Source organism: Pantanalinema sp. (assembly GCA_036704125.1).
Classification (GTDB): domain Bacteria; phylum Cyanobacteriota; class Sericytochromatia; order S15B-MN24; family UBA4093; genus JAGIBK01.
On sequence record DATNQI010000085.1, the window covers coordinates 17,599 to 43,635 of the forward strand.

The 26,037-nt window shown below is 66.7% G+C and carries 20 protein-coding genes and 1 other RNA gene; 15 read left to right on the forward strand and 6 right to left on the reverse strand.

The genetic code is table 11. From position 1 onward, the window contains the following. Positions 1 to 52: 52 nt before the first annotated feature. The 4 genes from V6D00_13420 to V6D00_13435 form a co-directional block, all read right to left on the reverse strand. A complete protein-coding gene (locus V6D00_13420; protein HEY9900168.1) occupies positions 53 to 2,419 on the reverse strand; it encodes a tetratricopeptide repeat protein in 2,367 nt (788 codons plus the stop codon). Positions 2,420 to 2,517: 98 nt separating this feature from the next. Further along, positions 2,518 to 4,170 carry a glycosyltransferase gene (locus tag V6D00_13425; GenBank protein ID HEY9900169.1) on the reverse strand — a complete coding sequence of 551 codons (1,653 nt, stop codon included), beginning with the start codon at positions 4,168 to 4,170 and terminating at the stop codon, positions 2,518 to 2,520. After that, entirely contained in the window at positions 4,167 to 9,344 is a 5,178-nt protein-coding gene (locus tag V6D00_13430) for a glycosyltransferase (GenBank protein HEY9900170.1), read from the reverse strand. Before V6D00_13430 ends, V6D00_13425 begins: the two co-directional genes overlap by 4 nt. After that, positions 9,341 to 9,871, reverse strand: coding sequence for a hypothetical protein (locus tag V6D00_13435; GenBank protein ID HEY9900171.1), 531 nt, complete (start codon positions 9,869 to 9,871; stop codon positions 9,341 to 9,343). Before V6D00_13435 ends, V6D00_13430 begins: the two co-directional genes overlap by 4 nt. Positions 9,872 to 10,186: 315 nt before the next feature. Between V6D00_13435 and pseB the strand changes: the two genes are divergently transcribed. The 9 genes from pseB (at position 10,187) to V6D00_13480 (ending at position 20,931) form a co-directional block, all read left to right on the forward strand. Next, complete coding sequence (pseB, locus tag V6D00_13440) at positions 10,187 to 11,197, forward strand: UDP-N-acetylglucosamine 4,6-dehydratase (inverting) (GenBank protein HEY9900172.1); 1,011 nt, start codon at positions 10,187 to 10,189, stop codon at positions 11,195 to 11,197. 11 nt (positions 11,198 to 11,208) lie between these two features. After that, positions 11,209 to 12,372: a UDP-4-amino-4,6-dideoxy-N-acetyl-beta-L-altrosamine transaminase gene (gene pseC, locus V6D00_13445; protein ID HEY9900173.1), complete on the forward strand. Its 1,164-nt coding sequence runs from the start codon at positions 11,209 to 11,211 to the stop codon at positions 12,370 to 12,372. Further along, positions 12,369 to 13,121: a glycosyltransferase family protein gene (locus V6D00_13450; protein ID HEY9900174.1), complete on the forward strand. Its 753-nt coding sequence runs from the start codon at positions 12,369 to 12,371 to the stop codon at positions 13,119 to 13,121. Before pseC ends, V6D00_13450 begins: the two co-directional genes overlap by 4 nt. Beyond that, positions 13,118 to 14,869 (forward strand): UDP-2,4-diacetamido-2,4,6-trideoxy-beta-L-altropyranose hydrolase, encoded by a 1,752-nt coding sequence (pseG, locus tag V6D00_13455; protein HEY9900175.1) that lies wholly within the window; start codon positions 13,118 to 13,120, stop codon positions 14,867 to 14,869. The genes V6D00_13450 and pseG overlap by 4 nt, the downstream gene beginning before the upstream one ends. A 2-nt stretch (positions 14,870 to 14,871) precedes the next feature. After that, the gene (locus tag V6D00_13460; GenBank protein ID HEY9900176.1) at positions 14,872 to 15,546 is read left to right on the forward strand and encodes a hypothetical protein; all 675 of its coding nucleotides are present in this window, start codon (positions 14,872 to 14,874) and stop codon (positions 15,544 to 15,546) included. Continuing rightward, positions 15,543 to 16,241: a PIG-L family deacetylase gene (locus tag V6D00_13465; GenBank protein ID HEY9900177.1), complete on the forward strand. Its 699-nt coding sequence runs from the start codon at positions 15,543 to 15,545 to the stop codon at positions 16,239 to 16,241. Before V6D00_13460 ends, V6D00_13465 begins: the two co-directional genes overlap by 4 nt. 11 nt (positions 16,242 to 16,252) lie before the next feature. Beyond that, the gene (pseI, locus tag V6D00_13470) at positions 16,253 to 17,305 is read left to right on the forward strand and encodes a pseudaminic acid synthase (GenBank protein HEY9900178.1); all 1,053 of its coding nucleotides are present in this window, start codon (positions 16,253 to 16,255) and stop codon (positions 17,303 to 17,305) included. A gap of 129 nt (positions 17,306 to 17,434) precedes the next feature. Next, positions 17,435 to 18,691, forward strand: a complete 1,257-nt coding sequence (locus tag V6D00_13475; protein HEY9900179.1) for a glycosyltransferase — start codon at positions 17,435 to 17,437, stop codon at positions 18,689 to 18,691. Positions 18,692 to 18,804: 113 nt separating this feature from the next. Then, positions 18,805 to 20,931, forward strand: a complete 2,127-nt coding sequence (locus V6D00_13480; GenBank protein HEY9900180.1) for a S8 family serine peptidase — start codon at positions 18,805 to 18,807, stop codon at positions 20,929 to 20,931. Positions 20,932 to 20,938: 7 nt separating this feature from the next. On the opposite strand, the gene V6D00_13485 is transcribed toward V6D00_13480, so the two are convergent. Next, positions 20,939 to 21,376 carry a transcriptional regulator gene (locus V6D00_13485; GenBank protein ID HEY9900181.1) on the reverse strand — a complete coding sequence of 146 codons (438 nt, stop codon included), beginning with the start codon at positions 21,374 to 21,376 and terminating at the stop codon, positions 20,939 to 20,941. After that, the gene (locus tag V6D00_13490; GenBank protein HEY9900182.1) at positions 21,366 to 21,689 is read right to left on the reverse strand and encodes a type II toxin-antitoxin system HigB family toxin; all 324 of its coding nucleotides are present in this window, start codon (positions 21,687 to 21,689) and stop codon (positions 21,366 to 21,368) included. Before V6D00_13490 ends, V6D00_13485 begins: the two co-directional genes overlap by 11 nt. 247 nt (positions 21,690 to 21,936) lie before the next feature. Here V6D00_13490 and V6D00_13495 point away from each other — a divergent pair, with 247 nt between their 5' ends. The 6 genes from V6D00_13495 (at position 21,937) to V6D00_13520 (ending at position 25,860) form a co-directional block, all read left to right on the forward strand. Continuing rightward, a complete protein-coding gene (locus V6D00_13495; GenBank protein HEY9900183.1) occupies positions 21,937 to 23,079 on the forward strand; it encodes a hypothetical protein in 1,143 nt (380 codons plus the stop codon). Positions 23,080 to 23,106: 27 nt separating this feature from the next. Continuing rightward, positions 23,107 to 24,180: a hypothetical protein gene (locus V6D00_13500; protein HEY9900184.1), complete on the forward strand. Its 1,074-nt coding sequence runs from the start codon at positions 23,107 to 23,109 to the stop codon at positions 24,178 to 24,180. Further along, a complete protein-coding gene (locus tag V6D00_13505) occupies positions 24,164 to 24,997 on the forward strand; it encodes a hypothetical protein (protein HEY9900185.1) in 834 nt (277 codons plus the stop codon). The genes V6D00_13500 and V6D00_13505 overlap by 17 nt, the downstream gene beginning before the upstream one ends. A gap of 41 nt (positions 24,998 to 25,038) precedes the next feature. Then, a non-coding RNA gene (gene ssrS / locus V6D00_13510) (6S RNA) lies at positions 25,039 to 25,220 on the forward strand. A 101-nt stretch (positions 25,221 to 25,321) separates the two neighbouring features. Then, complete coding sequence (locus V6D00_13515; protein HEY9900186.1) at positions 25,322 to 25,582, forward strand: hypothetical protein; 261 nt, start codon at positions 25,322 to 25,324, stop codon at positions 25,580 to 25,582. Then, positions 25,582 to 25,860 (forward strand): type II toxin-antitoxin system RelE/ParE family toxin, encoded by a 279-nt coding sequence (locus tag V6D00_13520; GenBank protein ID HEY9900187.1) that lies wholly within the window; start codon positions 25,582 to 25,584, stop codon positions 25,858 to 25,860. The genes V6D00_13515 and V6D00_13520 overlap by 1 nt, the downstream gene beginning before the upstream one ends. Positions 25,861 to 26,037 lie beyond the last annotated feature (177 nt).

The following is a 26,037-nucleotide window of genomic DNA, read 5'->3' on the forward strand; positions in this document are numbered from 1 at the left end:
TATACCCGGCAGACGAGAGTGATAACAAGCCTTTGGCCGTTATTTTCTGCGGCTACCTTTTTTCGTCCGGAGCACCCGCCCCGAGGGTGAGCAGCTGGCGCCGCGCGTAGGTGTCCCGCGGATCCAGCTCCGTCGCCTTGGCGAACATCACGCGCGCGTCATCGACGTTGCCGGTCACGCGGCACAGGTCGCCCAGCGCCACGTAGGGCGCGGGATCCTGCGGCGAGCCTTCGCGAGCGCGCAGATAAAGGGAAAGGGCTTGCTCGTAGCGTCGGTGGGCGCCGAGGGTCTGCCCGATGCCGAGGGCGAGGCCGCCGATGCTCGGGCCGAGACGCTCGACCTGCGCCAGCACCTGCTGGATCCACTCCTCGCGCTCGCCGCGCAGGGCCAGGTCGAGGACCGCGCGCCAGGTACGGACGAGATCGGCATCCTGCGGGCGATTCTCGGGCAGCGCGTGGCCCGCGACGATCTCGCCCAGGCACGCCAGCGCGCGGCTGTCCGCGTCCTCGGCGAAGCGCGCCCAGATGGGACGGGCGGTCTCGATCCGGCCTGCGAGCAGGTGGACGAGACTCAGGTTCAGGAGCGCCGGGCGCGACTCGGGCTGCTTGTCGATCGCGGCCTCGAGCGCCGCCTGGGCCTCGCTCAGGTGGCCGAGCTTGAGCAGGGCCTCCGCCTTGGGGATCAGGGCGTCGCTCAGCGAGGGATCGAGCGCTAGGGCCTTGTCCCATGCTTCGACGCAGTCCGCGTAACGGCCGAACCTGAAGCAGATCGAGGCCATGTTGATCCATGCGCGCAGGTCCTCGGGGTCGCGCTCGAGGGCGGCGACGAAGTGATCGAGGGCCCGGGCGAAGTCCTGCTCCTGGTAGAGCATGATCCCCATGTTGGTGTGGATCTCGGCGTCCGGGTTCGGATGACGCGCGATCGCCCTCTCGATGTACTCGAGCCCCTTGCGGTTGTCGCCCAGCTTGGTGTGGCAGACGGCGATCGCGTTGAGGGCCTTGTGGAGGGCGATGGTCGGGTCGATCCCGCCCGCGTGGATCACGTTGCCCAGTTCGAGGCAGCGCTCGAAGTGGGGGATGGCCTCCTCCCAGCGCTCCTGGTCCATGTAGGTCAGGCCGATGGTGAAGCGAGTGTCGACGTGGTCACGGAAGAGCTTGGCGCCCTTCTCGAGGTAGCCGAGGGCGCGGTCGAACTCCTTGCGGCGGCGGCTCAGGTCGCCCAGGTTGTAGTAGACGTTCGGGTAGTAGGGCAGATCGGTCGGCGCCTTGCGCTCCTCGAGCAGCTCGAGGGCGCGCGCGTAGTTGGTCTCGGCCTCTTCGAGCCGGTTCATGAGCTTGAGGGTCTGACCAAGCTGGAAGTAGGCGTAGGGGTTCTCCGGATCCTGCTCGCGGAACTTCTCGAGCAGCTCGTAGTTGCGGCGGTTCTTGTCCCGCTCGTCCATGCAGGAGCGCAGGTAGCCGTAGTGGACGATCTTGACCTCGCAGTTGCGGGACTTGAGGCCGGTGCGGCCGGCCGAGGGTCCCGCTTGCTCGTGGATGATGCCCTCGAAGCGGATGTCGGGCCGATTCTGGAAGACGCGGAAGAGGAGGGCCATCTGGCTACCCTCGACCTCGTCCTGGCCGAGGTAGTTCTCGATGACCAGGCTGTAGCCGATGACGTTTTGCTCGCGCAGGAGGGGCTTGAGGTGGTGCTTGGTTGCCTCGTCCAGGCGCTCGTCGGCGTCCAGCACCAGGATCCAGTCACCGGTCGCCTGCTCGATTCCGGCGTTGCGGGCCGCCGAGAAGTCACCGATCCAGGGGAAGTGGATCACCTTGGCGCCGAAGCGCTCGGCGATGGCGAGGGTCCCGTCGGTGGAGCCGGTGTCGACGACGATGATCTCGTCGGCCACGCCCTGCACGCTCGCCAGGCAGCCCTCCAGGTACTTCTCCTCGTTCTTGACGATCATGCAGAGGCTGAGCGTGGGCTCGGCCGGCTTGGTCAGGGCGGTGAGGTACTCCAGGTCGTCGACGACGACGTCGCCGGTCTCTCGCACCCGGCGCATGGCCTCGACCAGGCTCTGGCGAGCGGTGGGGTGAGAGGGGTTCAGGTCGAGGGCGCGACGGAAGAAGACCTCCGAGGCCGCATACCACTCGAGCTTGAACATGGTCACACCCAGGGTGTTCACGGCGTCGACCAGGTAGGGATCGAGCGTCAGCGCCTGGCGAAGGGCCATGACCGCCTTGTCGTACTTGTCTTGCTGCAAGAGGGCCACGCCGAGCTGGGTGAAGAGCGTCGCGTCTTGATCGTCCTGCTCCAGGGCAGCGAGGAAGTGGGTCGCGGCAGCTTCGTAGTTCCCCTGGTCGAACGCTTGCGCCCCCATCTGGATGAGGTCGTCGCGCTGGGGGGCGATAGCGCCGGTTTTTACGATCTTGAGGGCCACTAAGGTTTCCTTTCTCATCGGAGAACCGCTGCCACGATCCTTTTCGGTTTCTTTGCCCCCGACTTTAGGTGATCTCGGGCGAAATGAGGAAAGAATCGTCAGCGGGCGAGAGATGCCGCCTTGGCATACATGGTCCGGGCCTCGTCCGGCTCGCCGAGGGCCTGGCATGCGTCGCCAAGCAAGCGATAGACCACCGGGTCCTCGGGGGTGCGCTGCTGGGCTCTTAGCAGGGCTCCGGCGGCAAGCTCCGCCAGGCCACCGCGCAGGAAGGTCTCACCCAGGGCGCGATCGAGCGAAGGGAGGGTTTCTCCGAGCGAGTCGAGGCGATCGAGCAGTGCCTGCACCATGGCCGTCCGATCGCTCGTCAGCGCCAGCTCCGCTGCCGCGCACCAGCTCGCCACCAGGGTCGCTTCGTCGGGCCGCGCGACGGGGAGGGGGCGATCCGTCAGGGCATGAGCGAGGACCAGGAGGGCGCGGCACTCGGGACTGTTTGGGCAGCGAGCGTAGGCCCCAGCCGCCTCCTCGTAGCGCTCGGCTTGGAGCCACTGCATGGCCAGGTTGAGCCAAGCGCGCGGCTCGCCGGCATCCCGGGCGATGGCGGCCTCGAAGTGACGGATGGCCTCGGCGTCCTCGCGCTCGTCCGAAAGGAGGATCCCGAGGTTCACGTGCAGGGCCGCGTCGGGCGCGGGATGGAGCGCCAGGGTTTGCTCCAGATAGGCCCTGGCACGCGGGCGATCGCCCAGCCGGATGTGGCAGTCCGCGAGGGCGCGCAGGGCCTTGTGGCCTGGCACGTCCGGATCGGTGGGGTAGGCGGGCCGGGCGCCTTGCATGCCCAGGCACCGCTCGAACCAGGGGATGGCCTCGCGGAAGGCCCCCGCGTCGAAGTGGCAGAACCCCCGGATGTAATAGAGATCGGGGTAGTCGGGATACCGCGCGATCGCCTCGTCCAGCACCGCGGTGGCGCGCTCGAAGCGCAGGAGCCTCCGGTAGAGGTCGCCGAGGCTGAGGTAGAGGTTGGGGTAGTAAGGGGTTCCCTTCGCGGCCCCCCGGGCCTCGAGCAGGTCGAGGGCGCGCAGGTAGTGCCGCTCCGCCTCGATGAAGCGATCGAGGAGCTTGAGGCCCTCGGCCAGGTTGAAGTGCGCGAACGGGTCGTCCGGCGCGAGGGTCGCCTGGCGTTCGAGGATGCGAAGGTTGCGCTCGCGCTTGCCTCGCTGCGTCACCGCCTCGGCCAGGTACCCCAGGTGACGGATCCGCACGCCCGAAGGGAGGGTCGCGCGGCCGGTACGCTTGGCTGAGGGGATGGCCTGCTCGTGGATCAGGCCGTCGAAGCGAATGCCGAGCCCGTTGCGGAAGAGCCTGAAGACAGGGGCATGCTGGCTCATCCCACCACCGGCCGAGCCGACGAGGTTCTCGCACACCAGGGAGTAGCCCGCCACGTCCTCGGCCCGGAGCAGGCGCCTGAGCTCGGGGATCGAATCGGCCAGAAGCCGCTCGTCGGCATCCAGCACCAGGATCCAGTCGCTGGTCACCTGCTCGATGCCCGCGTTGCGCGCCGCGGCGAAGTCCCCGATCCAGGGGAAGTGGCTCACCCTGGCGCCGTGGCGCTCGGCGATGGCGAGGGTCCCGTCGGTGGAGCCGGTGTCCACGATGACGATCTCGTCCACCACCCCCCGTACGCTCGCCAGGCAATCCTCCAGGTAGGCCTCCTCGTCCCTGACGATCATGCAGAGGGCGAGGGTGGGGGCGCTCATGCGTCCTTCCTCGCGGGGGCCGGTGGGTCCTGCCGAATGCCGGCCGGCGAGGCAACCCGCAGGCCCAGCGCGAGGGCGATCGCACGAGCCACCAGGTCCTGCGAGTCCACCCAGACGGTGGCGGCGCGCACGAGGCCCACCCCAGAGGTCCCCACCTGTTCGAGCAGCAGGACGTCGGGGATCGCCTCGGGGTCCAAGCCTCGCACGCTCAGCCACTCGGCGATCGCCTCCAGGGTCCCTTCGGCCTTGCCCGGTTTCACCGGCACGAGAAGGGAGCGATGGGGCTCGCTCTCTGCCGCCAGGAAGGCGGCGAGGCCCTCCTTCCAGTCGGTCGCGCAGAGCCAGCGCTCCTTGGCGCGCGCTTCCAGGAGAGGGGCTTCCTCGTTCCAGTTCAGGGCCTTGAAGCGCTCGCGCGCCACACGCAGCAGCTCCGCGGTGGGGGCCTCGAAGGCGGGGCGTCCCATGTCGCGCGCCCCCTGCGCGACGTCGGCCGGGCCCAGCACCAGATCGGCTGCGGCCAGGTAGCGGGGCAGCTCCAGCGGGATGACCGGCGCCTCCAGCAGGGAGATGTCGGGGATGTTCGCCGGGTCGAGGTTCAGGCGCGCGAGCTGCGCCACGACTTCTTCCTGGACGGCGGTGCCCTCGGGGCCCGTCAGGACGTGAAGGCACGTTTCGGCGCCCGGGGCGAAGGCCTCCAGGTAGGCCTCGAGGGTTGCGGCGAGCAGCGCCTCGTCGGGTGCGGCGAGCACCACGTTGAAGGCGGCGCGATCCGGCAGGTCTGTCGGCGCGGCCTCGGGGCTGAACACCGGCTCGGTGTGGATCCGGGGATCGAAGGGGAGGGCGAGGGCATCCGAGAGGCTGTAGCCGCGCTCCATTGGCTGGGCCTCGGGCAGGAGCCACTTGCGCTTGAACTTGCCCCAGTTCTCCTCCATGGCTTGCCGGTAGTCGATTTTCTGGCCCTTGAAGGTGACGCTGCCGAAGTGGTGGATGAAGACGTCGTTGGCCAGGGCGATCCCGAAGCCTGCCACCTGGGCGCGCAGGCAATAGTCGTCGTCCTCGAAGTTGCCCCGTCCGAAGCGCATGTCGAGACCGCCGAGGCGCTCGATCACCTCGCGGCGGATCAGCATGCAGAACCCGATGATGCGCTGGATCGAGAGGACTTCCCCCCCATGGCGTCGGCGCCAGTCGGAGGCGTAGGCCTCGAAGCCCGCCAGGCTGCGCTGATCGTAGCCGACCCCGTCGACCTGCTGGGGGCCCGTGATGCAGTTGGTCCGGGGCCCGACCAGCCCGATTCCGGGGGCTTCGGCGGCTGCGATCATGCCGTCGAGCCATCCCTCGCTGACGACGGTGTCGTTGTTGAGGAGTACCACGTGACGCCCCTGCGCCACGGCGATACCCTGGTTGCAGCCGCCGGCGAAGCCGCGGTTGCGGTCGTTGAGGAGCAGCTTCACGTTGGGGTGCTGCGCCGCCAGGTGCTGCAGGTAGCCGACGGTTCCGTCGGCCGAGGCGTTGTCGACCACGATCAGCTCGAAGTCGCGGGTGTGCCGGAAGAGGCTCTCCACGCAGAGGCGGGTCACCTCGAGCTGGTTGTAGGTGAGGACCACGATCGACGCGACGGGTTGTGCCGCTTCGCCTTCCAGGATGCCGGGGGTGGGGTCAAACCAGGACATGCCCCAGAGGTCGTCGGCCGACGGCACCCGGCCGGGGCCGTAGTGGCGGACCAGCTTCCGGGCCAGGGCGTCGGTGCTCTCCTGGACCAGGCGTTTGGTGCGATCCGAGGGCTCGGTCTTGAAGCTCACCTGGCCGACGTGGTGCACGAAGGCGTCGGCGGCGACCACCAGCCGATAACCCGCGTCGCGCAGGCGCCACGAGAGGTCCAGGTCGTCGTTGCCTAGGAAGAGCTCCTCGTCCAGGAGGCCCACCCGGTCCAGCACGCGGCGCGGGATCATCATGCAGAAGCCGATGAGGAGCTTGGTCTCGACGGTGCCGTCGAGATTGACCCCGGCCAGGATCATCGCGAGCGTCTCGGGGGTGATGGCCGAGGGGAGCGCCGGGGGCAGGTAGCGCTGGATCTTCTGCAGGCCCGCGACGTAGTCGGAGGTGGGGCCGACCGCGCCGACGGCGGGGTCCTCGCAGCGGCTGCGCAGTCGCTCGAGCCAGCCCGGGGTCACGACCGTGTCGGGGTTGAGCAGGATGCTGAACTCGCCCTTGCCGATCCGCAGGCCGGCGTTGCTGCCGGCCGAAAAGCCGAGGTTCGATGGGCTCAAAACGATCCGCAGGCGCGGGTCGCGCTCGGCCTGGGCCTGGAGCCACCCGGCCGTCCCGTCTTGGGAGGCGTTGTCCACCACGATCAGCTCGTCGTCGGGGGCCATGGTGCGAAGCGCGTGGGTGAGGCAGTCATCAAGCGTGCGCTGGGAGTTGTAGCTCACGACGACGAGCGAGCAGCTCCCGGGGATCACGGGCGTCCCGGCGGCCTTGCTCAGGGCCGCGGGGGTGGGCGGGAGGATGCGCAGGTCGAGGGCCTCGGCGCGGGCGCGCGACACCGCCGTGCCGTCATCGAGCCAGGCCGTGGCGAGGCGGAAGATGGCCATCTCCGACGTGGCTGGGGCGTCCAGGAGGATCACGTCGGGGATGGCCTCGATGTCGTGTCCTTTGGCCTGAAGCCAGGTGGCGATGCGATCTTGGTTCGCCTCGGCGGTGCCGGGCGCCACCCGGAGCAGCAGGGCCACCTCCTGGTCGGGGTTCACAGCCGCCAGGAAGGCCTCTAGGGGCTGCTGCCAGTCGTCGCCGCACGTTGCGAGCCAGCGCTCGCGGTGCTTCTCGGTCATGGGGAGCGGGCGCTCCGCCCAGGGGGTGTCCCCGATGGCGCTCACGGCCGCCCGGAGCGTCTCGGGCTCGGGACGGCTCAGGGCCGGTAGGCCCATGTCCCGAGCAACGCGTGCGAGGCGAGGCTCCGCCATCACCAGGTCACCCGCGCGCAGGTAGGCGGTCAGGCCCTCGGGGGCGGCGGGAACGTCCAGCAGGCAAATGTCCGGAATGGCCTCGGGGGAGTGGCCCGAGGTCTCGAGGGTTTGAACTACAGTGGCCTGGACCGCATCAAGGCGAGCGCCCGCCAGGAGGTGAAGGGCCACGTCGTCGTCCTGCGCGAAGGCCTTCAGGTAGGCTTCGATCATCATCGGCAGCTGTTCTGGGTCGCCCACGGGGACGACGATGTTGAAGCCCCGGCGATCCGGCAGCTCGATAGTCGCGGCCGGGGGAAGGGCCTGTGCCTGGGTGTGGGTGGCCCGGAAGAGGAGCTGATAGGCGTTGCTCTGTGCGGCCAGGGAGGGGTTGTCGATCCCGAGGGCGCTCGCCGCTTGCGTGAGGACTTCTCCGGCCAGGGGGTGGGGGACATCGATGGTGCTCGCCTCGAGGACCCTGAGGCCCGACTGGGCGAGCAGCTGGGCGAAGCTCTGCTGGGTGAAGAAGCGCAGGTGGGTGCGGTCCAGCAGCCCCTCGTCGGCGTAAGTGAACGCGCCGCTCAGGAGCTCGCCGATGACGGACCAGTGGGCCACGTTCGGCAGGCAGACCAGGACCTCGCCCCCGGGGGCGAGGTGGCGCCGGTGCTTGGCGAGGACCGCACCGGGGTCACGCAGGTGCTCAAGCACGTCGCCGTAGAGGATGCAATCAAAGTAGCCTTCGGGATACGGAAGGTCGAGGGTCTCCACGTCGCCCTCCACCACGGCGTCGAGACGCATCCGGGCTTCAAGGGCGGCCTCGGGGAAGGCCTCGAAGCCAACGACCTCGCGGGTGGGGTTCTGCTCCTTGAGCCACGCGCCCAGGTAGCCGGCCGCACAGCCGACCTCCAGGATGCGTTTGGCGCCAGGCGGGACCATGGTGGCGAGGCGCTGGTTGATGCGGCCGTAATAGCCGCCCTCGGGAACCCTCGGGGTCATTCGGGTACCTTCCTCCATCATGCGTTCGATGAACGCCACTGTACGCTCGGTGGCGTGCCCGTCGTTGCGGTAATTGAAGTGTTCGGCGGTCTGCGCGCGGCATGCTTCGAGGCTGGCACGGAAGCCTTCATCCATGAGGCAGGCGCGCAGGGCCTCGGCGATGGCGTCCGCGGCAGGGGGGCACGTCGCTACGCCCGGGTAGGGGGCATAGCCCGAGCGGGTGCCGGTTCCAGGTTGCTGCCATGCGATGGACAGGCCGTGCTTCCCGGCCAGGAGAGCCTCGGTCTGAAACGTGGAATCGAGACCCACCACCAGGTCGCAGGCACCGAGGAACCAATCGCGAGGTGCGTCGGGAACGGAGATCGCGATCCCGACCTCGTCGGCCAGTCGCTGATGCCAGGCGGGACCGAAGTCACCGAGGGCTCTGTGGCCGGGGTGAGGGCGCACCACGATCTGGGGCTGCGCGTCCGCAAACAGCAAGACCCCTCGCAGGAACTCCCGGAAGCCCTCTTCTAGAAGTCCCGGCAGGTCGAAGGTGGTGAGGGTGTGGGGCCAGCTACCCGAGAAGCCCACCACGAGGCGCTCGGGGGCCAGGCCAAGCCGGGCGCAGGCCGCTGCGCGCTCTGGAAGCGACTGCCGGTAGAGCTCGTCCCATGCCGGGCGCCCCAGCAACGCGATCTGCTGCGGCTGGTTTTTGGCGTTCAGTAGGAAAGTGTCCCGCGTATAGGCGCCTTCCGCCCCTACCCAGGTGGTCCGGATGAGGTCGTGGAAGTCCCCCAGGGGAAAGGGGGCCAGCGAGAGGCCGTGGGGCAGGTGAAGCGTCGCGATGGCGTGGCGTTCCGCCTCGGCGACCAGCAGCCTCAGATTGGGGGCGACGTCGTTGTGGACGACGACGGCGCCCAGGGGATGGTCGCGATGAAGCAGAGCGAAGGCTCGGGCGATGACCTGAAAGTTCAGGGTGTTCTGCAGCACGAGCGGCCCGAGACGATCCGCCACCTGGGGGGTCCAGTCGCGGCCGGAGAGGTGGAAGGAACGCGCGGGAAAGATGCCCTGGAAGGTCTCGTCCCAGCCGGCGGCCTGGGCCTGGAGTGCCGGTTGAAGCTGGGTGCGGGCCGCCGCCATGTACTGCGTGAAGGTGGGGGCGCCGAATACGACTACGTGGTGGCCCCGGTCTCGCAGGGCCTGGATGAGACCCTCGTGTCCGGAGTGAGGGGTAATCAGGATCGCGCGCGAACTCATGGCAGCAGGTTCCCCACAAGTGGCTTGAGGGCGAGGGTCAGCTGGTTCAGCACCTCGTACTCCAAGAGCGGCGGTAGCGGCATCCCTTGATGCTGGATCGCACGAGCCTGCGGGGTCTGAGCCCAGGAGCGCGCCCAGCGCCATGCGACCTGGTCGAGGACCCGCGCTTGTGCGTGCGGCTGGAGCATCCCAAGGAAATCCACGGCAAAGGGCAGGCGCGGCCCGATCCGATCGTTGAGGGTGGCGAGCAACTCGACGGCGCCCGGCGGTTCGAGGTGCGTGTGCAGGTCGGTGACGAAGGCTTCGTAGGCGGGCCCCAGCAGGGCCTGGAGCTTGGCGGCGTCGAGGTCGACCCCGGCGCGCAGGGCGGCCTGCAGTGGTCCGTGAGCCCTGCATGCAGTCTCCAGGAAATCCCAGAGCCTCGCGGCTGCGGGATCCCGCAGTGCGCTAACCAGCTCGATGCGGGCAGCTTCATCAAGGGCAAGCGTCGGCGCCAGGCGGGATATTCTCGCTTCGGCCGCTTCCACGGGGAGCGGCAAGCCCGGGGGAGCGACGTAGCGATCGTCCCAGACTCGCGCTTGCCAAGGGGGGCGAGGGGTGGGCCGGGCGTCCATCAAAAGCAGTCCTCTTCATTGCGAGCTCGCGAGTTCTCCTCGGATTGTTTACCCACTCGCGCCTCGATTGTATTGGAGCAAGCGGCTTTCGGTCATGGCGCGGGGCAGGGGAGGCGTGTTAGACGTCCCTCGATGCAGGGTATTTTGCTGGTGGATTTGTGCCTGTGGAGCGCCGGCCTTGCTTGCTGGCGAATACCCGCATGGTTAGAGGAACGAGGCGGTAATAGGTTGCTTAAAGGTAGCTCGATTCTGGTGACGGGGGGGACCGGGTCCTTCGGAAAGCGATTTATTCGAACGATCCTGGAGCGGTATCCGGATATCACCCGCCTGGTCGTTTTTTCGCGTGACGAGCTCAAGCAGTTCGAAATGGCGCAAGATTTCTCCGCCGCTCGCTTTCCCCAGATCCGCTACTTCATCGGAGACGTTCGTGACAAGGACCGCCTCCTGCGCGCCATGGAGGGGATCGACGTCGTGGTCCATGCCGCAGCCCTGAAGCAGGTCCCTGCGGCCGAGTACAACCCTTTCGAGTGCATCAAGACCAACGTGCTCGGGGCGCAGAACGTGATCGAGGCCGCCTTCGATGCCGGGGTCAAGCGGGTGGTCGCCCTCAGCACCGACAAGGCGGCCGGCCCCATCAACCTGTACGGGGCTACCAAGCTCTGCTCCGACAAGCTCTTCGTCGCCGCCAACAACATGAGGGGCAAGCGGGACATCCGGCTCTCGGTCGTGCGCTACGGCAACGTCATGGGTAGCCGCGGCAGCGTCATCCCCTTCTTCCTGCAGAAGCGTCATGAGGGGGGGCTGCCGATCACCGATTCGCGAATGACTCGGTTCAATATCACCCTCGACGAGGGGGTCCAGATGGTTCTGGACGCGCTCGATCGCATGTGGGGCGGCGAGATCTTTGTACCCAAGATCCCGAGCTACCGCGTCGTCGACGTGGCCGAGGCGATCGCCCCGAGTGCCAGGCGCGAGATCGTGGGCATTCGACCGGGTGAGAAGCTCCACGAGGAGATGATCACCGAGACCGACGCCATCTCCACCCTGGAGTGCAAGGACTACTTCGTGATGCTGCCCTCCATGCGGCTGTGGGACGTCGAGGAGTTCAAGCGAGCCTTCGACGCGCGTCCCTGCCCGGATGGCTTCAAGTACAACAGCGGCACCAACACCGACTGGCTGAGCGTCGAGCAGATTCGCGCCCTGATCAAGCAGCACGTCGACCCGGCCTTTTCGGTCTAGAGGAGGGCCTCATGTCCGCATCCATTCCCTATGGCCGCCAGTGGATCTCCGAGCAGGACATCGCGGCGGTCGTCGAGGCCTTGCGATCCGACTGGCTCACCCAGGGCCCCCTGGTTGCGCGCTTCGAGGAAGCCCTCGCCGAGAAGGTCGGCGCCCGCTATGCGGTTGCCGTCGCCAACGGCACCGCGGCGCTGCATCTGGCCGCCCTTGCCGCGGGCTTCGGCGCGGGGGACGAGGTCATCACCACCCCCAACACCTTCGTCGCCTCGGCCAACTGCGTCCTCTACGCCGGCGCGCGCCCCGTGCTCGCCGACATCGATCCCCAGACCTACTGCATCGACCCTGTTGCGGTCAGAGCACGCCTGACCCCCGCCACCAGGGGCCTGATTCCCGTTCATTTCGCGGGCCAGCCTTGCGACATGGCCGCTCTCGGTGCGATCGCCCGGGAGCACGGCCTGACCGTCATCGAGGATGCGGCCCATGCCATCGGGGCCACCTACCAGGTGGACGGCGTGACGTATCGGGTGGGATCCTGCGCGCACAGCGCCATGACCATCTTCTCCTTCCACCCGGTCAAGCACGTGACCACCGGTGAGGGCGGAGCGATCACCACCAACGACCCCGCACTGTACCAGAAGCTCGTCCAGCTCAGGACCCACGGCATCACGCGTAACCCCGAGCGCCTGACCCGCAACGAGGGCCCCTGGTACTACGAGATGCAGGAGCTGGGCTTCAACTACCGCCTCACCGACTTCCAGTGCGCCCTGGGCCTGCAGCAGCTCAAGCGCCTGGATGACTTCGTCGCGCGCCGCCGGGCGATCGCCGCTGCCTACGACCAGGCCTTCGGGGCGGAGTCCGAGCTGATCGTTCCCTTCGAGCGGCCCGATGCCTCCTCGTCCTATCACCTGTACGTCGTGCAGTTCCGGACCGCGGACCGCCGTAAGGCCTTCGAGCGCTTGCGCGAGCTGGGGCTCGGGGTGAACGTCCACTACATCCCGGTCCACCTACAGCCGTATTACGCGCGCGAGCTGGGATGCCGCCCGGGGGATTACCCGCAGGCCGAGGCCTATTACGGGCGCGCCGTCTCGCTTCCGATGTATCCCGGGATGAGCGACGAGGAGGTCGCGCGCGTGATCGCACTGGTGAGGCAGACGGTACGGGAGCTTGCGGCATGAGGACGGTTGCGATCATCCAGGCCCGAATGGGGTCTTCCCGGTTGCCGGGCAAGATTCTGATGCCGCTCGGGGATCGGACCGTCCTGGAGCACGTGGTGGCGCGAACCCGGGCATGCCCTTTGATCGACGAGGTGGTCGTCGCGACGACGCAAGGGCCGCAAGACGATGTCCTTCTCCCGGTGCTCGAGCGCCTGGGCGTGCCGTGTTTTCGCGGAAGCGAGGGCGACGTCCTGGAGCGTTACTATCAGGCGGCACTGCAGCAGCGTGCCGACGTGGTGGTCCGGGTCACCTCCGATTGTCCGTTGCTCGATCCTCAAGTGCTGACGCGCTTGCTGGAGGCCTTCTTCGTCGCACGTGCGGGCGAGACCCCATGCGACTACCTGAGCAACACGCTCACCCGAACCTTTCCGCGCGGCCTGGACGCCGAGGTCTTCAGCTTCGAGGCCCTCGCGCAGGCGCATGCCGAGGCGCGCGAGCCATACGAGCGCGAGCACGTGACGCCCTTCCTCTACTTCCATCCGGATCGCTTCGCCCTCAACGACTTCAGGGATGACGCCGACGCCTCGGGTCACCGCTGGACCCTGGACACGATCGACGACTACCGGCTGATCGAGGCGCTTTACGCCGCGCTCTACCGACCGAACGAGCTCTTCTCGACCCGGGAGGCGCTTTCCTATCTGGATCGCCACCCACAGCTGGTTCAGCTCAACGCCCACGTCGAGCAGAAGAAGATCCAGGAGGGCGCATGAGGGTCGTGTTCCGGGCCGATGCCTCACAGGAGATCGGCAGCGGGCACGTGGCGCGCTGCCTGGTCATCGCCCGTCTGCTGCGCGCGCGCGGCGCTCAGGTCTCGTTCCTCTGCCGGGAGCTGCAAGGCCACCTTTGCGACTTCGTCGAGCGGCAGGGCTTCGAGGTGCATCGCCTCCCGCGGCCCGAGGCGCCTTTGGCACCCGGTTTCGCGCGCCTCGCGCATGCCGCCTGGCTGGGGGTGAGCTGGGAAGAGGATGCGGCGCAAGCGGCGGCCTACCTGAGCGCGCTCCCGGCTCCTCCCGATTGGCTCGTGGTGGACCACTACGCCCTGGACGCACGCTGGGAAGAGGCCCTGCGCCCCCATTTCAACCGCCTGATGGTCATCGACGACCTGGCGGATCGCCCTCACGCGTGCGACCTCCTGCTGGACCAGAACCTTCACCCGGGCTTTGAGCACCGCTACGAGGCCCTGGTGCCGGCGGGATGCCGCCTTTTGCTGGGATCGCGCTTCGCGCTGTTGCGGCCCGAGTTCGCCTGGGCGCGCCGGGATCTGCGCCTGCGGAGCGGCGCGCTATCGCGTCTTCTCGTCTTCTATGGCGGGAGCGATCCGACCAACGAGACCCTCAAGGCCCTCCGGGCCCTGCGCTCGCTCGCGGATCCCGCGTGGCGCATCGACGTGGTGCTTGGAGCGGCTAACCCTCATCGAGAGGCGATCGAGGCATTCTGCCGCGACTGGCCGCAGGTGGCCCTGCATACGCAGGTGGACCGGATGGCCGAGTTGATGGCTTCGGCGGACCTTGCGCTGGGAGCGGGGGGCGTGACGACCTGGGAGCGCGCTGCCCTGGGCTTGCCTTGCGTGGCCTCGGCCATCGCCTACAACCAGGAGTCGATCCTGAGGGGGGCGGCAGAGGCCGGTATCCTCTTCAACCTCGGGAAGGTCGAGGACGTCACCGAAGAGGCGATCGCCGCGGCGATCGAGAACCTGGCGGCGGATCCCGCTGCCCTGCAGGCGATGGGGGAGGCCGGCCGCGCGCGGGTCGACGAGTGGGGGGCCTTCCGGGTTCTGGCTGAACTGGGTGCCGCCTCGTATCGCATCACCGTGGTCTCGGATGCGTCCAGCTGGATCAACGCCCACGTGCCGGAGTTCGTCCGGATGCTGGAGGCCCAGGGTCACCACGTGAGCTGGGTGCACGAGGTCGCCCGGATCCCGGCGGGGGATTTCGTCTTCTACTGGGGATGCGGCCAGATCGTCTCGGCCGAGGTTTTGGCGCGCAATCGCCACAACCTGGTGATCCACGAGAGCGCCCTGCCTCACGGCAAGGGCTGGTCGCCCCTGACCTGGCAGATCCTCGAGGGCCGCGCAGAGGTCCCCGTGACCCTGTTCGAGGCGATGCCCGCGGTCGACAGCGGCCCGATCTATCTCCGAGGGACCATGCGTTTTCGGGGGACCGAGCTGGTGGACGAGCTGCGCGCGATCCAGGCCCAGGAAACCCTGCGTCTCTCTCTTGCTTTCATCGAGGGTTACCCCGAGGTGGTGCACCAGGCGAGCCCTCAGCTGGGCGACGCCACCTATTATCCACGGCGCACCCGGGAGGACAGCCGCCTCGATCCCGAGCGTTCGCTCGCGGATCAGATGAACCTGTTGCGGGTGGTCGACAATGAGCGCTACCCCGCTTTCTTCGACTGGGGCGGGGAGCGCTACGTGCTTGCCGTCCACAAGGCGGATGCCCCGCAGAAAGGCGCTTGACCATGCACGTCGTTGCCGCGAGCCGGGTCTGGGATCCTGCCATGCTCGAGCGCCTGCGTGAAGCCGCCCAGCAGGACTTCGTCCTCATCGAGCGCAAGGAGGACCTGACGCCCGAGCGCCTTGCCGCCCTCGAGCCGGGCTACGTCTTCTTCCCTCACTGGTCCTACTTGATCCCGCGCGAGATCCACGAGCGCTTCGAGTGCGTGATCTTCCACATGACCGACGTCCCCTTCGGCCGGGGGGGGAGCCCTCTCCAGAACCTCATCGCGCGGGGCATCTACGAGACGAAAGTCTCGGCGCTGCGCTGCGAGGCGGGCCTCGATGCCGGGCCCGTTTACATGAAGCGCCCGCTTTCGCTGCACGGGACGGCCGAGGAGATATACCGTCGCGCCACCCGGGTCATCGAGGGGATGATTGTCGAGATCCTGCGTTCGCGCCCCGAACCCCGCCCTCAAGAAGGAGAACCGGTCGCCTTCCCGAGGCGCAAGCCCGAGCAGAGCGACCTCTCGGCCCTGCGCGACCTCGAGCAGCTCTTCGACCACATCCGCATGCTCGACGCCGAGGGCTATCCCAGGGCCTTCCTGGAGACCGAGAATTTCCGCTTCGAGTTCGAGCGCGCGGCGCTCCGTGGGGAGAGCCTGCTCGCCGACGTTCGCATCACCAGGAGGAAGCAGTGAGCCGCACCGTGCTCGTCGTCGCCGCGCACCCGGATGATGAGGTTCTCGGCTGCGGGGCGACCATCGCCAAGCATGCCGGGGCCGGTGATCGCGTTCACGTGGTCATCATGGCCGAAGGGCTGACCAGCCGCGACGCGAAGCGCGATCGCGCCGGGCAAAGCGAGGCCCTCTCCGAGCTGGCCCAGGCTGCCCATCGCGCCAACGAGATCCTCTCGGTCGCCTCGCTGAAGCTGCTCGACTTTCCGGATAACCGCATGGACAGCCGCGATCGCCTCGACGTGATCAAGGTCGTCGAGCAGGCGGTCGCCGAGCACCGCCCGAGTCTCGTCTACACGCACCATGCCGGCGACGTGAACATCGACCACCGTCGGATCCACGAGGCGGTCGTCACCGCCTGCCGTCCCATGCCGGGGGGCTTCGTCGAGACCCTGCTCTTCTTCGAGGTCCCCTCCAGCACCGAGTGGCAGCCCCCGCATTCGGCGGCGCCCTTCTTGCCCAACTGGTTCGAGCCGGTCGAGGACACCCTCGCGATCAAGCAGGAGGCCCTGCGCGCCTACCACTCCGAGATGCGGGCCTGGCCCCATGCCCGATCGTACGAGGCGGTCGAGCACCTGGCGCGCTGGCGCGGGGCGAGCGTTGGAGTCGAGGCCGCCGAGGCCTTCATGCTGGGGCGCCGCGTGGCGCGTCGTCCATAGGAAGGAAGAACATGCAGGAGATCGTCGTTCAAGGGGTTTCGATCGGCCCGTCCGCGCGCCCCTTCGTCATCGCCGAGATGTCCGGGAACCACAACCAGTCCCTGGAGCGGGCGCTCGCGATCGTGGAGGCGGCGGCACGCGCGGGGGCGCACGCGCTGAAGATCCAGACCTACACCGCCGACACCATGACCCTGGATCTCGCCGAAGGGCGCTTCTTCATCGACGACGCGAACAGCCTCTGGAAGGGCAAGTCGCTCCACCAGCTCTACCAGGAGGCCTACACCCCCTGGGAGTGGCACCGGGCGATCTTCGACCGCTGCCGGGAGCTCGGCATGATCGGCTTCAGCACCCCCTTCGACGCCACCGCGGTGGACTTCCTGGAGTCGCTCGACGTTCCCCTGTACAAGATCGCTTCCTTCGAGAACGCCGATCTTCCCCTGATCCGGAAGGTGGCGGCCACGGGCAAGCCCATGATCATCTCGACCGGCATGGCCACGCTGGCCGAGCTGGACGAGACGGTACGCACCGCCCGCGAGGCGGGGTGCCGGGATCTCGTCCTGCTCAAGTGCACGAGCACCTATCCGGCGACCCCGCAGAACACCAACCTCCTGACGATTCCGCACATGCGCGAGCTGTTCGGGGTGCAGGTGGGCCTCTCCGATCACACCATGGGCATCGGGGCCGCCGTCGCGAGCGTGGCGCTCGGGGCGACCGTGATCGAGAAGCACTTCACCTTGGCCCGGGCAGACGGAGGGGTGGACTCCACCTTCTCGCTCGAGCCCGCGGAACTTGCGGCCTTGGCGGTCGAGAGCGAGCGTGCCTGGCAGGCCATGGGGCGAGTGACCTACGGGCCCCTCGAGCGCGAGAAGCCGTCCATGCAGTTCCGGCGCTCGCTGTACGTCGCCCAGGACATGCGAGAAGGTGAGCGATTCACGCTGGAGAACCTCCGCGTGGTGCGTCCGGGCTACGGCCTTTCCCCCAAGTTCTACGATCTGCTTCTCGGACGTACGGTGGGCCGCGATGTTCCAAAGGGAACGCCACTGAGCTGGGACCTTCTTAGTTAGCTGCCGTATTCTGACAGGTAGGCCCCCAGGCCCTTTGCGACGGTCTGGGGCGCTGATGGAATGAGCATGAGACAGCGGTGCCTGATGGTAGTGAGGTGAGGCTTGCGAGGCAATGGATTGAGCTTGTGCATGATCGTGCGCGACGAGGAGGCGCTACTTTCACGCTGCCTCGAGAGTGTGCGGGGCGTCGTCGACGAGATCGTCGTGGTCGACACGGGCTCGGAGGATAGGACTGTGGCCGTAGCCGAGCGTTTTGGTGCCGAGGTGATCCGGTTCGACTGGTGTGACGACTTCGCGGCGGCGCGCAACGCGGGAATCGAGCAGGCCACCGGGGATTGGATCCTGGTGCTGGACGCCGACGAGGCGCTCGCGCCGGACTCCGCGCAAGCCCTCCGGGCCTCCATGGCCCTGGAGCATGGCGGCTTCTTGTTACCCCTCGAGAACGATCTGGGCGAGGGTCGGCGCCACCAGACTCGGCTCTTGCGTCTCTTTCGACGCCATCCGGACATTCGCTTCAAGGGACGCGTGCACGAGCAGCTCAGCGAGAGCATCCTCGCGCTAGGTCTCCACGTCGGCGATTGCGCGGCAGTTATCCGCCACGACGGATATCTGCCCCAGCGTATCGCGGAGCGCAATAAGCACGAGCGAAACCTTGCGTTGCTCGAGACGATGCGCCGTGAGAACCCCTCGGATCCCTACGTCGCCTATCAGTATGGCAAGACCTTGCTGGCGAGCGGATGTGCCACCGATGCCGTCGTGCCGCTGCGCGAATCGCTTGCCGTGCTGGCCCGGGTGGAGGATCCCGAATCGTACCCTTTCTACTCGAAGGTTTACCTGCACCTGGGCAGCACCCTCGAAACCAGTGCGGACCTGGATGGGGCCCTCGCCGTCTTGCAGGAGGGGATTGAGCGCCTACCCGACTCCCCTCTCCTCTGGCTGAATTACGGCTGCTACGCCCGGGAGCTCGGGATGGCACAAGAAGCCTTCGATGCCTTCGAGCGATGCCTGGCGATGGACGCGGAGGGCAAGGAGCGGGCTGCGGCCCTCAGCGCCGACATGCTGTGGGAGGACGGGCAGCGTCAAGAAGCGCTGGTGCGTTATCGCTTCGCCGCCAGCGAGGCCGGGGTGGATGCGTTTTCGATCTGGTTGAAGCTGGCAAGTCGTGCGATGGAGCTTGGCGAGGCCGAGGAGGCCATCGGCGCATACGAGGTCGTTGCCGGCTTGAATCCCGATTACTTGCCCGCGCAGCTTGCCCTGGCGAGCCTCAACTTCGAGCGGGGAGCATTCGGGGCTGCGCAACGCGCATTGGAGGTCGTGGAGCGCCTTGAACCCGGTCGTGCGGATGTGCACTTCCTACTTACCGCGTGCCGCGACCAGGCAGGGTGATGCTTCGGTCCGTCAGCGCCGACAAAAAAGGTGAATCCTCTCAAGCTTAAGCCTCGCTCCTTTGGGGAATAAGGGGGATCGTCACTGCTCGGCTGCTCGAGGGGGTTACTAGGATGAAGCTGAACCGCCACGCATGGTTGCTCGGGGCGCTGCTCGCGACGAGCTGCGCGCTGCGCCCGCCCGGCCTCACCCCCCCCTCGCCGGTCGCCGGCCTCGCGCCCGACACTCCGGGCCTCGCCCCGGACGGCATGCCCGACTTCGAGCAGCAGGGCCTCTCCGAGCGCAACGAGGTCATCGTGCGCTTCAAGCCCGGCAGCGAGGGCAAGGACATCGGCGTTCCCCTCGTGCGGGAGCTGTTGCTGCCGCGTACCAAGCTCTTCAAAGTCGACTCGCTCGAGGCCCAGGCCGCTCTCTTGCGCCAGCTGCGCGAGGACCCCGACGTGGAGTACGCCGAGCCGGACTACACGGTCCACGCGGCGGCCCTGCCCTCGGACCCCAAGCTCGGCGACCTCTGGGCCTTCACCAAGGTGAACATGGCGGGCGCCTGGGGCACGACCCTGGGGGATGCGGCCGTCAAGATCGCCGTCATCGACACCGGGGTCAACTACAAGCATCCCGACCTCGCGGACAACTGCCTGGTCGCCGAGGGCTTCGACTTCCAGAATTACGACACGGATCCCATGGACGACGAGGGGCACGGCACCCACGTGGCCGGCACCATCGCCGCGATCGCCAACGCCCAGGGCGTGGTGGGCGCCGCTCCCGGCTGCAAGATCATCCCCATCAAGGCCCTGGGCCTCAAGGGCGGCGCTTCCTCGGCGGTCGCGAGCGCCATCGTGCACGCCGTCCAGAAGGGCGCCAAGGTCATCAACCTGAGCCTGGGCTCGACCACGGCCACCCAGACCGAGCGCAACGCCGTCGACTACGCCGTCGGCCAGGGCGTCATCGTGGTGGCCGCCGCGGGCAACAGCAACACCACCCGCCCCTCGTACCCGGCGGGCTATCCGAGCGCCATCTCGGTCGGCGCCACCGACCGCGACGACAAGCGCGCCTCGTTCTCCAACTACGGCCCCTGGGTGAAGCTGGCCGCGCCGGGCACCGAGATCCTCTCGACCGACTACTTCTCGTCGAGCACCAGCGGCAACTACTCGATCAAGCAGGGCACCAGCATGGCGAGCCCCCTGGTGGCCGGGGTGGCTGCCCTGATGCGCAGCCAGCACGCGGACTGGACCGTGCAGGAGATCCAGCAGGCCCTCGTGACGACGGGGGTGGCCCTGCCGGTTCCCTTCTACACGGACAAGACCGGCCCGTCGGGCATCAAGCGCCTCGACGCCAACGCCGCGCTCGCCCTCTCGAGCCCGCCTTCGGACCCGGCGCCCACGATCAAGCTGCTGCAGGCGGTGCCCGCCCTCGGCGGAGCGACCCTGCGCCTGGAGGCCAGCGAGCCCGTCTCCGTCGCGGTGGAGGTCTCGGAGAGCGTCGACTTCGCCGATTCCCGGACCTTCAATGGCCCGAGCAGCAAGGCGAGCTTGCCTGTTGTCGCCCTTGACGACCTGAAGGCGGGGACGACCTACTACTACCGGGTGAAGGCCACCGACCCCAAGGGCCAGGAGGCTTCCGAGACCGGTCTCACCGCTCCGCGCACCCTCAAGACCTTGCCCATCACCTACACGGGGATCAGCGTCTCCGGGGTGCCCGTCGCGCCGGGCAGCAAGGTCGCGGACGTCTACAAGATGCTCGTGCGGTGGAAGAGCAGCCGCCCGACGACGAGCAAGATCGAGCTCAGCTTCTCTCCGGACATGTCCTCGAGCGGCGTCATCACGGATTCAAATCGGGTGAGCGATCACGCGCTGACCCTGGGGAGCACGACGCCCCTCTATCCGGGCAAGAAGTATTACTATCGCCTGAGCGGGGACGACTCGCTGGGCAACGCCGTGGTGTCGCCGACGGTTGGCACCTTCACGACCTACCCGGTCTCCTACTCGGTCAAGGCCAGCTACACCCGCACCTCGATCAATCTGGAGTGGACCTCGGGGGTCGCGCTGAACACGTGGGCCGCCACCGCCTCCACGGCCGCGGGGCTGCCCGAGCCCGAGGACGGCTCGGAGCGCCAGACGACCCACGCCAAGACCTTCGAGGGCCTGGCGCCTGGCAAGACCTACTACGTCAGGATCGGCGGCTACGACGCCAACGGGTACCCCGTCACCCTGCGCGTCTTCACCGTCCCCACGGCCCGCTAGCGTTGCGCTAGCGAGCGATGGTCTTCCGTGTCGCCGGCTTCTTCGGTGCTGGTGTCCTGTTGTCGATACGATTCGATGCCTTCTTGAGCGCCATTGGGCGGATCAAGACGTCCGCGGGAATGCTCAGGTGCTGATTCAGGCGCCAGATCATCGCGAGGGTCAGGCCGCGCTGGTGGTTCATCACCTCGTAGACTCGGCTGCGGTTGCCGATCACGTTGATCAGCGCCTTCTGGTCAAGCCCCCGCTGCTCGAGGCGGAATTTGATGGCCTCGACGGGATCCGGTGGATCGATCGGATGGTGCGCGCGCTCCCATGCCTCCGCCAAGGTGATGAGGACGTCCAGGCGATCGCCTTCCGGGGTGCCGGGCTCGGTTCCCCAAAGCTCCTCGATCTCGCGGAGCGCCGCATCGTGGTCCTCGTCGGACCGGATAGGCTTAATCTCCATACTGCACCTCCTCGGCATCGATCTTGTCATACTCTCTGTGGGAGCCAACCCACTTGATGAAGATGACCTGACGCGTGTAATCGATCGCCACTATCAGGCGATAGGAGTTGCCCTTGATGTTGAACACCACGCGATCATTGCTGACGATGCTGGCCGAAGCATACTGGGCTTTTAGCGCTGCCGAGTCCTTCCACTCGGCCTTCGATGCCTCCTGGAACCAAGCCGTCAAGGCAGACTTGAGTGCAGGATAGTCCTTGTGGCCCGCGCGGCTTTCGAGGTAGCTGCTCAACGTCTTTCGGGCGATCACTCTCATGGAGGTAATGATATCCTGTTCCCATGGTGGGAACAAGGTGTCATGGCCAAAACTTAACCAGGGCTCCGGAGTTTCCAGGTCGCCATCGCTCCTGGCATAAGCCTCGCTTCTTCGGGGAATAAGGGGGATCGCCACTGCCTGGCTGCTTGAGAGGGTTTCAAGGATGAACAAGATCGGCGACTACGACGCCAACGGGTATCCCATCACCCTGTGCGTCCTCACCGTTCCCACGGCCCGCTAGCGTGACATGAGCGCGCCTCGCCTTCCAAGCACTCTCGGGCGCGCGGCGATCGCCCTTGCGATCGCCCTCGCGCTCGGGGCCTGCGAAACCGACCTTCCCGCGGGGGTGCAGACGAAGCCGGGCGTCACCCCCGCGGGGACCGATTCCGGCGGCTCGGCCACGCAGGCCCCCGCCCTTCCTGCCGGCTCGCGCCTCGGGGCCTTCCAGGTCGTGCCCGGGGTGGCGCTCGGCACGGCTCGCTCGGAGCATACGAGCCAGGTGGTCGGTGCGTTCTTGTACGTGCTCGGGGGGCTCTCGGGCGAAGAGACGTCGTCGAACCTGGTGGAGCGCGTGGCGCTCGACGGGGTGGAGCGCGCGGCGATCGCGAGCGACGGGACCCTCGGCCCCTTCTCGAGCGTCGAGCGATCGCACCTGACGACCCCGCGCTTCGGCCACTGCAGCGTGGTGGTGGGTAGCTATTTGTACGTGCTCGGGGGGCTGGACGGGAATTTCGTCAGCCTCAACACGGTGGAGCGGGCGGTGATCAACTCCAACGGAGTGCTCGGCCAGTTCGCCCCCGACCCCGAGGCGACGCTCGTCCTGCCCCGCTACGGTGCTGCCTGCCAGGTGGTCGGGAAGTACCTGTACGTGATGGGCGGGGGCGGGGATCACCAGAACGCCACCGAGCGAGCGCCTATCCGGGACGACGGCACCCTCGGCCCCTTCGAGCTGATGCCGGCCTCCCAGGCCGCCTCGGGCCGCGTCTTCTCGAGCGCCCACCTGCTGGGTACTTTCGTCTACCTCCTGGGCGGCGACGAGGAGGACAGGACCGAGCGGGCGTCGTTCGCGACGGACGGCGCGCTCGGGAGCTTCGCCCCCCAGGCGAGCGCGAGCCTCACGGTGCAGCGGGGTTCGGCGACGAGCCACGTGATCGGGAACTCCCTCTATGTGCTTGGGGGCTGGAGCGGCGTGGTCGAGAAGACCCTGGAGCGGGCGAGCCTGGGAGCCGGCCAGGCCCTGGGCGCCTTCTCGAGTGTCGCCGAGACTGCCCTGAGCGGACCGAGCATGCGCCACACCAGCCACATCGTTGGCCCCTACCTCTACGTGATCGGGGGCAGCGACGACGGCCGGCGCGCCCTGAGGCGGGTGGAGCGTGCTCTGATCGAGTGAGCGGACCCAAAATCATGAAGCGGGTTCTTGCGTTCGATGCTTTCATGTATTACCGTATTTCATGTGAAAAGAAATGATAAACTTTCTGAAAGCGAGATTCTCTCCACCGTGGAGAGACTTCTGAAAGCCCGACTCCCTGCGGGATGGTCCGCCTACGTCCGAGACGCCGATCGGGGCCACGATGGCCGGTTAGTCGTCGAAGGCGCCGATGGGACACAGGCCGTGTGGGCCATCGAGACAAAAAGGCGGGTATTTCCCCGAGACATCCCCTTCTTGGCCGACGGTCTAAGCACTCCCCTGCTCTTGGCGGTCTCCTATGCAGGGCCATCAACACGAGAGGCCCTGGCGTCAGCGGGCATCAGCTATTGCGACACGACCGGGAACCTCAGGATCATTGCGACAAGACCGGCAATATGGCTGGAAGATCGTGGTGAGCAGAAGGATCCATGGCGCCCGGAAGGGCCGCTCGCCTCGCTCAGAGGACGCTCGGCAAACCGGGTTGTCCGGGCCCTTTGCGATTTTCGACCACCTTACAAGATCGGTGAACTTGCCTCTCTTGCAGGAACGTCCGCTCCGACAACATCACGCGTCTCCGAGCTCCTGGAGCGCGAAGCGATTATCGACCGCAACAACAATGGTGCCATCACACAGGTTGACTGGCGCAGACTACTTGAGCGCTGGACACAAGACTATGGGCTGCTCAAGTCCAACACGGTTCGGACGTTCCTGGATCCTCGCGGCCTCTCAGCATTGCCCAAAAAACTTGAAGCGATGAAAGGTCGATTTGCCTTCACCGGCACGTTCGCCGTTCCACCGGACGCCCGAGTGGCACCATCCAGGGCTGCTGCCCTCTACGTTGAAAACATTCCGGAGTTCGCCTCGCAACTCAACCTGACCCCGGTCGAAACCGGAGCTAATGTCCTCTTGATCGAACCGGCCTCGGACGTCGTCTTCGAGCGCATGGTCGAACAAGAAGGGTTACCTTGCGTCGCAGTGAGCCAGGTCGCCGTCGACCTCCTCACCGCTCCTGGCCGAGGAAGCTCGGAAGCGGCAACGCTCATGACCTGGATGGAGAAGCACGAAGATGCCTGGCGCTCCTGAGCCGATCTACGTCGCTGCGAGAGCCTTGTTGCTGGATGCACTTGACACCCTTGCACCGCATCATCCGGCCCTGACCCTCGTAGGAGCCCAGGCGATCTATCTTCATACGGGCAGCGCAGACCTCCGGGTCGCGGAGCACACCACCGATGGGGATTTGGTCGTTGATCCCGATATTCTCTCGGATGAGCCCTTGCTGGAAGGCATCATGACGGGTGGCGGATTCCTTCCGAGCGGCCAACCCGGGACCTGGCTTAAGTCAGGAACGGAAGCCAAGGCGATCGATTTGCTGGTTCCGGAAGCGGTAGCAGGTGCGCTCGGTCGCCGTGGTGCAAGAATACCACCCCATGGAAGCCGTGTGGCAAGACGCACACGAGGGCTTGAGGGAGCGCTCATCGACCGCTCTCCGATGCGCATTTCGGCCCTAGATGATCAAGACGAGAGGAGCCATCTCATCCACGTCGCCGGTCCTGCCGCTCTGGTCGTAGCCAAGCTGATCAAGATCGGCGAACGAAGCGAGCATCCAGAACGCTTGAAGGGGAAGGATGCACTCGACATCCTGAGGCTCCTGCGTGCCCATGACACGAACGAACTGGGCGCAGGCCTGCTGCGCTTGAACAACCGCCCACCATCCGCAGAGGTCACCAAGGAAGCCTTGGGCTACTTGTCCGCTCATTTCCTGGATCCTCAGGGGATCGGCCCTCAACTCGCGGCGCAAGCCGCGCACCCCTTCGAAGACGCCGATGAGGTCGCGCTATCGTGCGCAATCTTGGCAGGCGAACTGCTGCGGGCAATTCCCGGACTCAGTGAAGGGAGTTAACGGCTTCTTGCCAACCCCTGCCAACCTGTGATATGGTGACCGCAACTTCGTCGGGCACGAGACGGTCCAGTTTTTGGGCTACAATCTCGAACAACGGGCGCCCGGAACTCTGGATGTCGAAGTAGACCGTCCCCGCAGACGGAAACGGACGCATTTCAGGAGGGCACCCACCTGCTTGTTAAGCAGGTCTAAAAACTCCCGTCCACGGCCCGGCGGAGCCCATTTCTTCCCCTTCGGCCTCTTCGGAGGCCTTTTTTGCATGCGCTGCGTCAGCGGAAGGGGGTATGATCGCAGTGATGACGACGAACCAGAAAGGAGACGAGCATGGGCGAAGCTGAACGCTTGGATCTGAACGCGGCCGCGCGCGGCCTTGATGCGCATGATCTCGAAGCGGTGATCGACTTCATCGGCTATCTTCGGATAAAGCGCGAACATCAAGCGCTACCGCCCGTGCTGGCCGAGGCTCCGCTGGATGATGAGCCCCTGACCGATGAGGATCTGACGGCGATCGCGGAGGCCAAGGCCGACATTGCCGCTGGACGCATGACCACAGCTGAGGAGATGAGGGCGGAGTTCGGCTTGTGATGACCTGGTCCTATCAGTTCTCTGACGGGGCCAAGCGGCAGTTCCGAAAGCTGGATAGGCCGATTCAGTCGGCCATGCTCGGGGCACTGGATCGACTTGCTTTCGAGATGTCAAATCCGAGTGCCCCGCGCACCGTCAAGGTCAAGAAACTAGGCGGGCGCGGCGAAGAGTGGCGTTTGCGCGTGGGTGATTACCGTGTCATCTTCGAGCACCGAGGCGATCATCTTGTGATCCTCGTGTTGAAAGTAGGGCATAGAGGAGATGTTTATCGAGACTGACGGGCTCAGCTCATCACGCGAAAGAGGCCATCCGGAGTTCTTGGACGAGCGGGAGGAGTACCTGCTGGCCATCAGTCGTCTCGAGGACGACTCAGACGTCATTCTTGGCGCTGATGAGGCCTGGAGGCGCCTTGGTCTGGACACCTGAGGTCATGGTGTCCGCCGTCAAGGAGCTAC

Excerpts from the sequence above, each read along its gene's own strand:
- V6D00_13505 (HEY9900185.1), top strand. The coding sequence starts at position 24,164 with ATGCCTGGCGCTCCTGAGCCGATCTACGTCGCTGCGAGAGCCTTGTTG.
- V6D00_13430 (HEY9900170.1), bottom strand. The coding sequence starts at position 9,344 with ATGAGTTCGCGCGCGATCCTGATTACCCCTCACTCCGGACACGAGGGT.
- V6D00_13460 (HEY9900176.1), top strand. The coding sequence starts at position 14,872 with ATGCACGTCGTTGCCGCGAGCCGGGTCTGGGATCCTGCCATGCTCGAG.
- V6D00_13480 (HEY9900180.1), top strand. The coding sequence starts at position 18,805 with ATGAAGCTGAACCGCCACGCATGGTTGCTCGGGGCGCTGCTCGCGACG.
- pseC (HEY9900173.1), top strand. The coding sequence starts at position 11,209 with ATGTCCGCATCCATTCCCTATGGCCGCCAGTGGATCTCCGAGCAGGAC.
- V6D00_13515 (HEY9900186.1), top strand. The coding sequence starts at position 25,322 with ATGGGCGAAGCTGAACGCTTGGATCTGAACGCGGCCGCGCGCGGCCTT.
- V6D00_13425 (HEY9900169.1), bottom strand. The coding sequence starts at position 4,170 with ATGAGCGCCCCCACCCTCGCCCTCTGCATGATCGTCAGGGACGAGGAG.
- V6D00_13495 (HEY9900183.1), top strand. The coding sequence starts at position 21,937 with ATGAGCGCGCCTCGCCTTCCAAGCACTCTCGGGCGCGCGGCGATCGCC.
- V6D00_13475 (HEY9900179.1), top strand. The coding sequence starts at position 17,435 with ATGATCGTGCGCGACGAGGAGGCGCTACTTTCACGCTGCCTCGAGAGT.
- pseG (HEY9900175.1), top strand. The coding sequence starts at position 13,118 with ATGAGGGTCGTGTTCCGGGCCGATGCCTCACAGGAGATCGGCAGCGGG.
- V6D00_13450 (HEY9900174.1), top strand. The coding sequence starts at position 12,369 with ATGAGGACGGTTGCGATCATCCAGGCCCGAATGGGGTCTTCCCGGTTG.
- pseI (HEY9900178.1), top strand. The coding sequence starts at position 16,253 with ATGCAGGAGATCGTCGTTCAAGGGGTTTCGATCGGCCCGTCCGCGCGC.
- V6D00_13490 (HEY9900182.1), bottom strand. The coding sequence starts at position 21,689 with ATGAGAGTGATCGCCCGAAAGACGTTGAGCAGCTACCTCGAAAGCCGC.
- V6D00_13520 (HEY9900187.1), top strand. The coding sequence starts at position 25,582 with ATGACCTGGTCCTATCAGTTCTCTGACGGGGCCAAGCGGCAGTTCCGA.
- V6D00_13485 (HEY9900181.1), bottom strand. The coding sequence starts at position 21,376 with ATGGAGATTAAGCCTATCCGGTCCGACGAGGACCACGATGCGGCGCTC.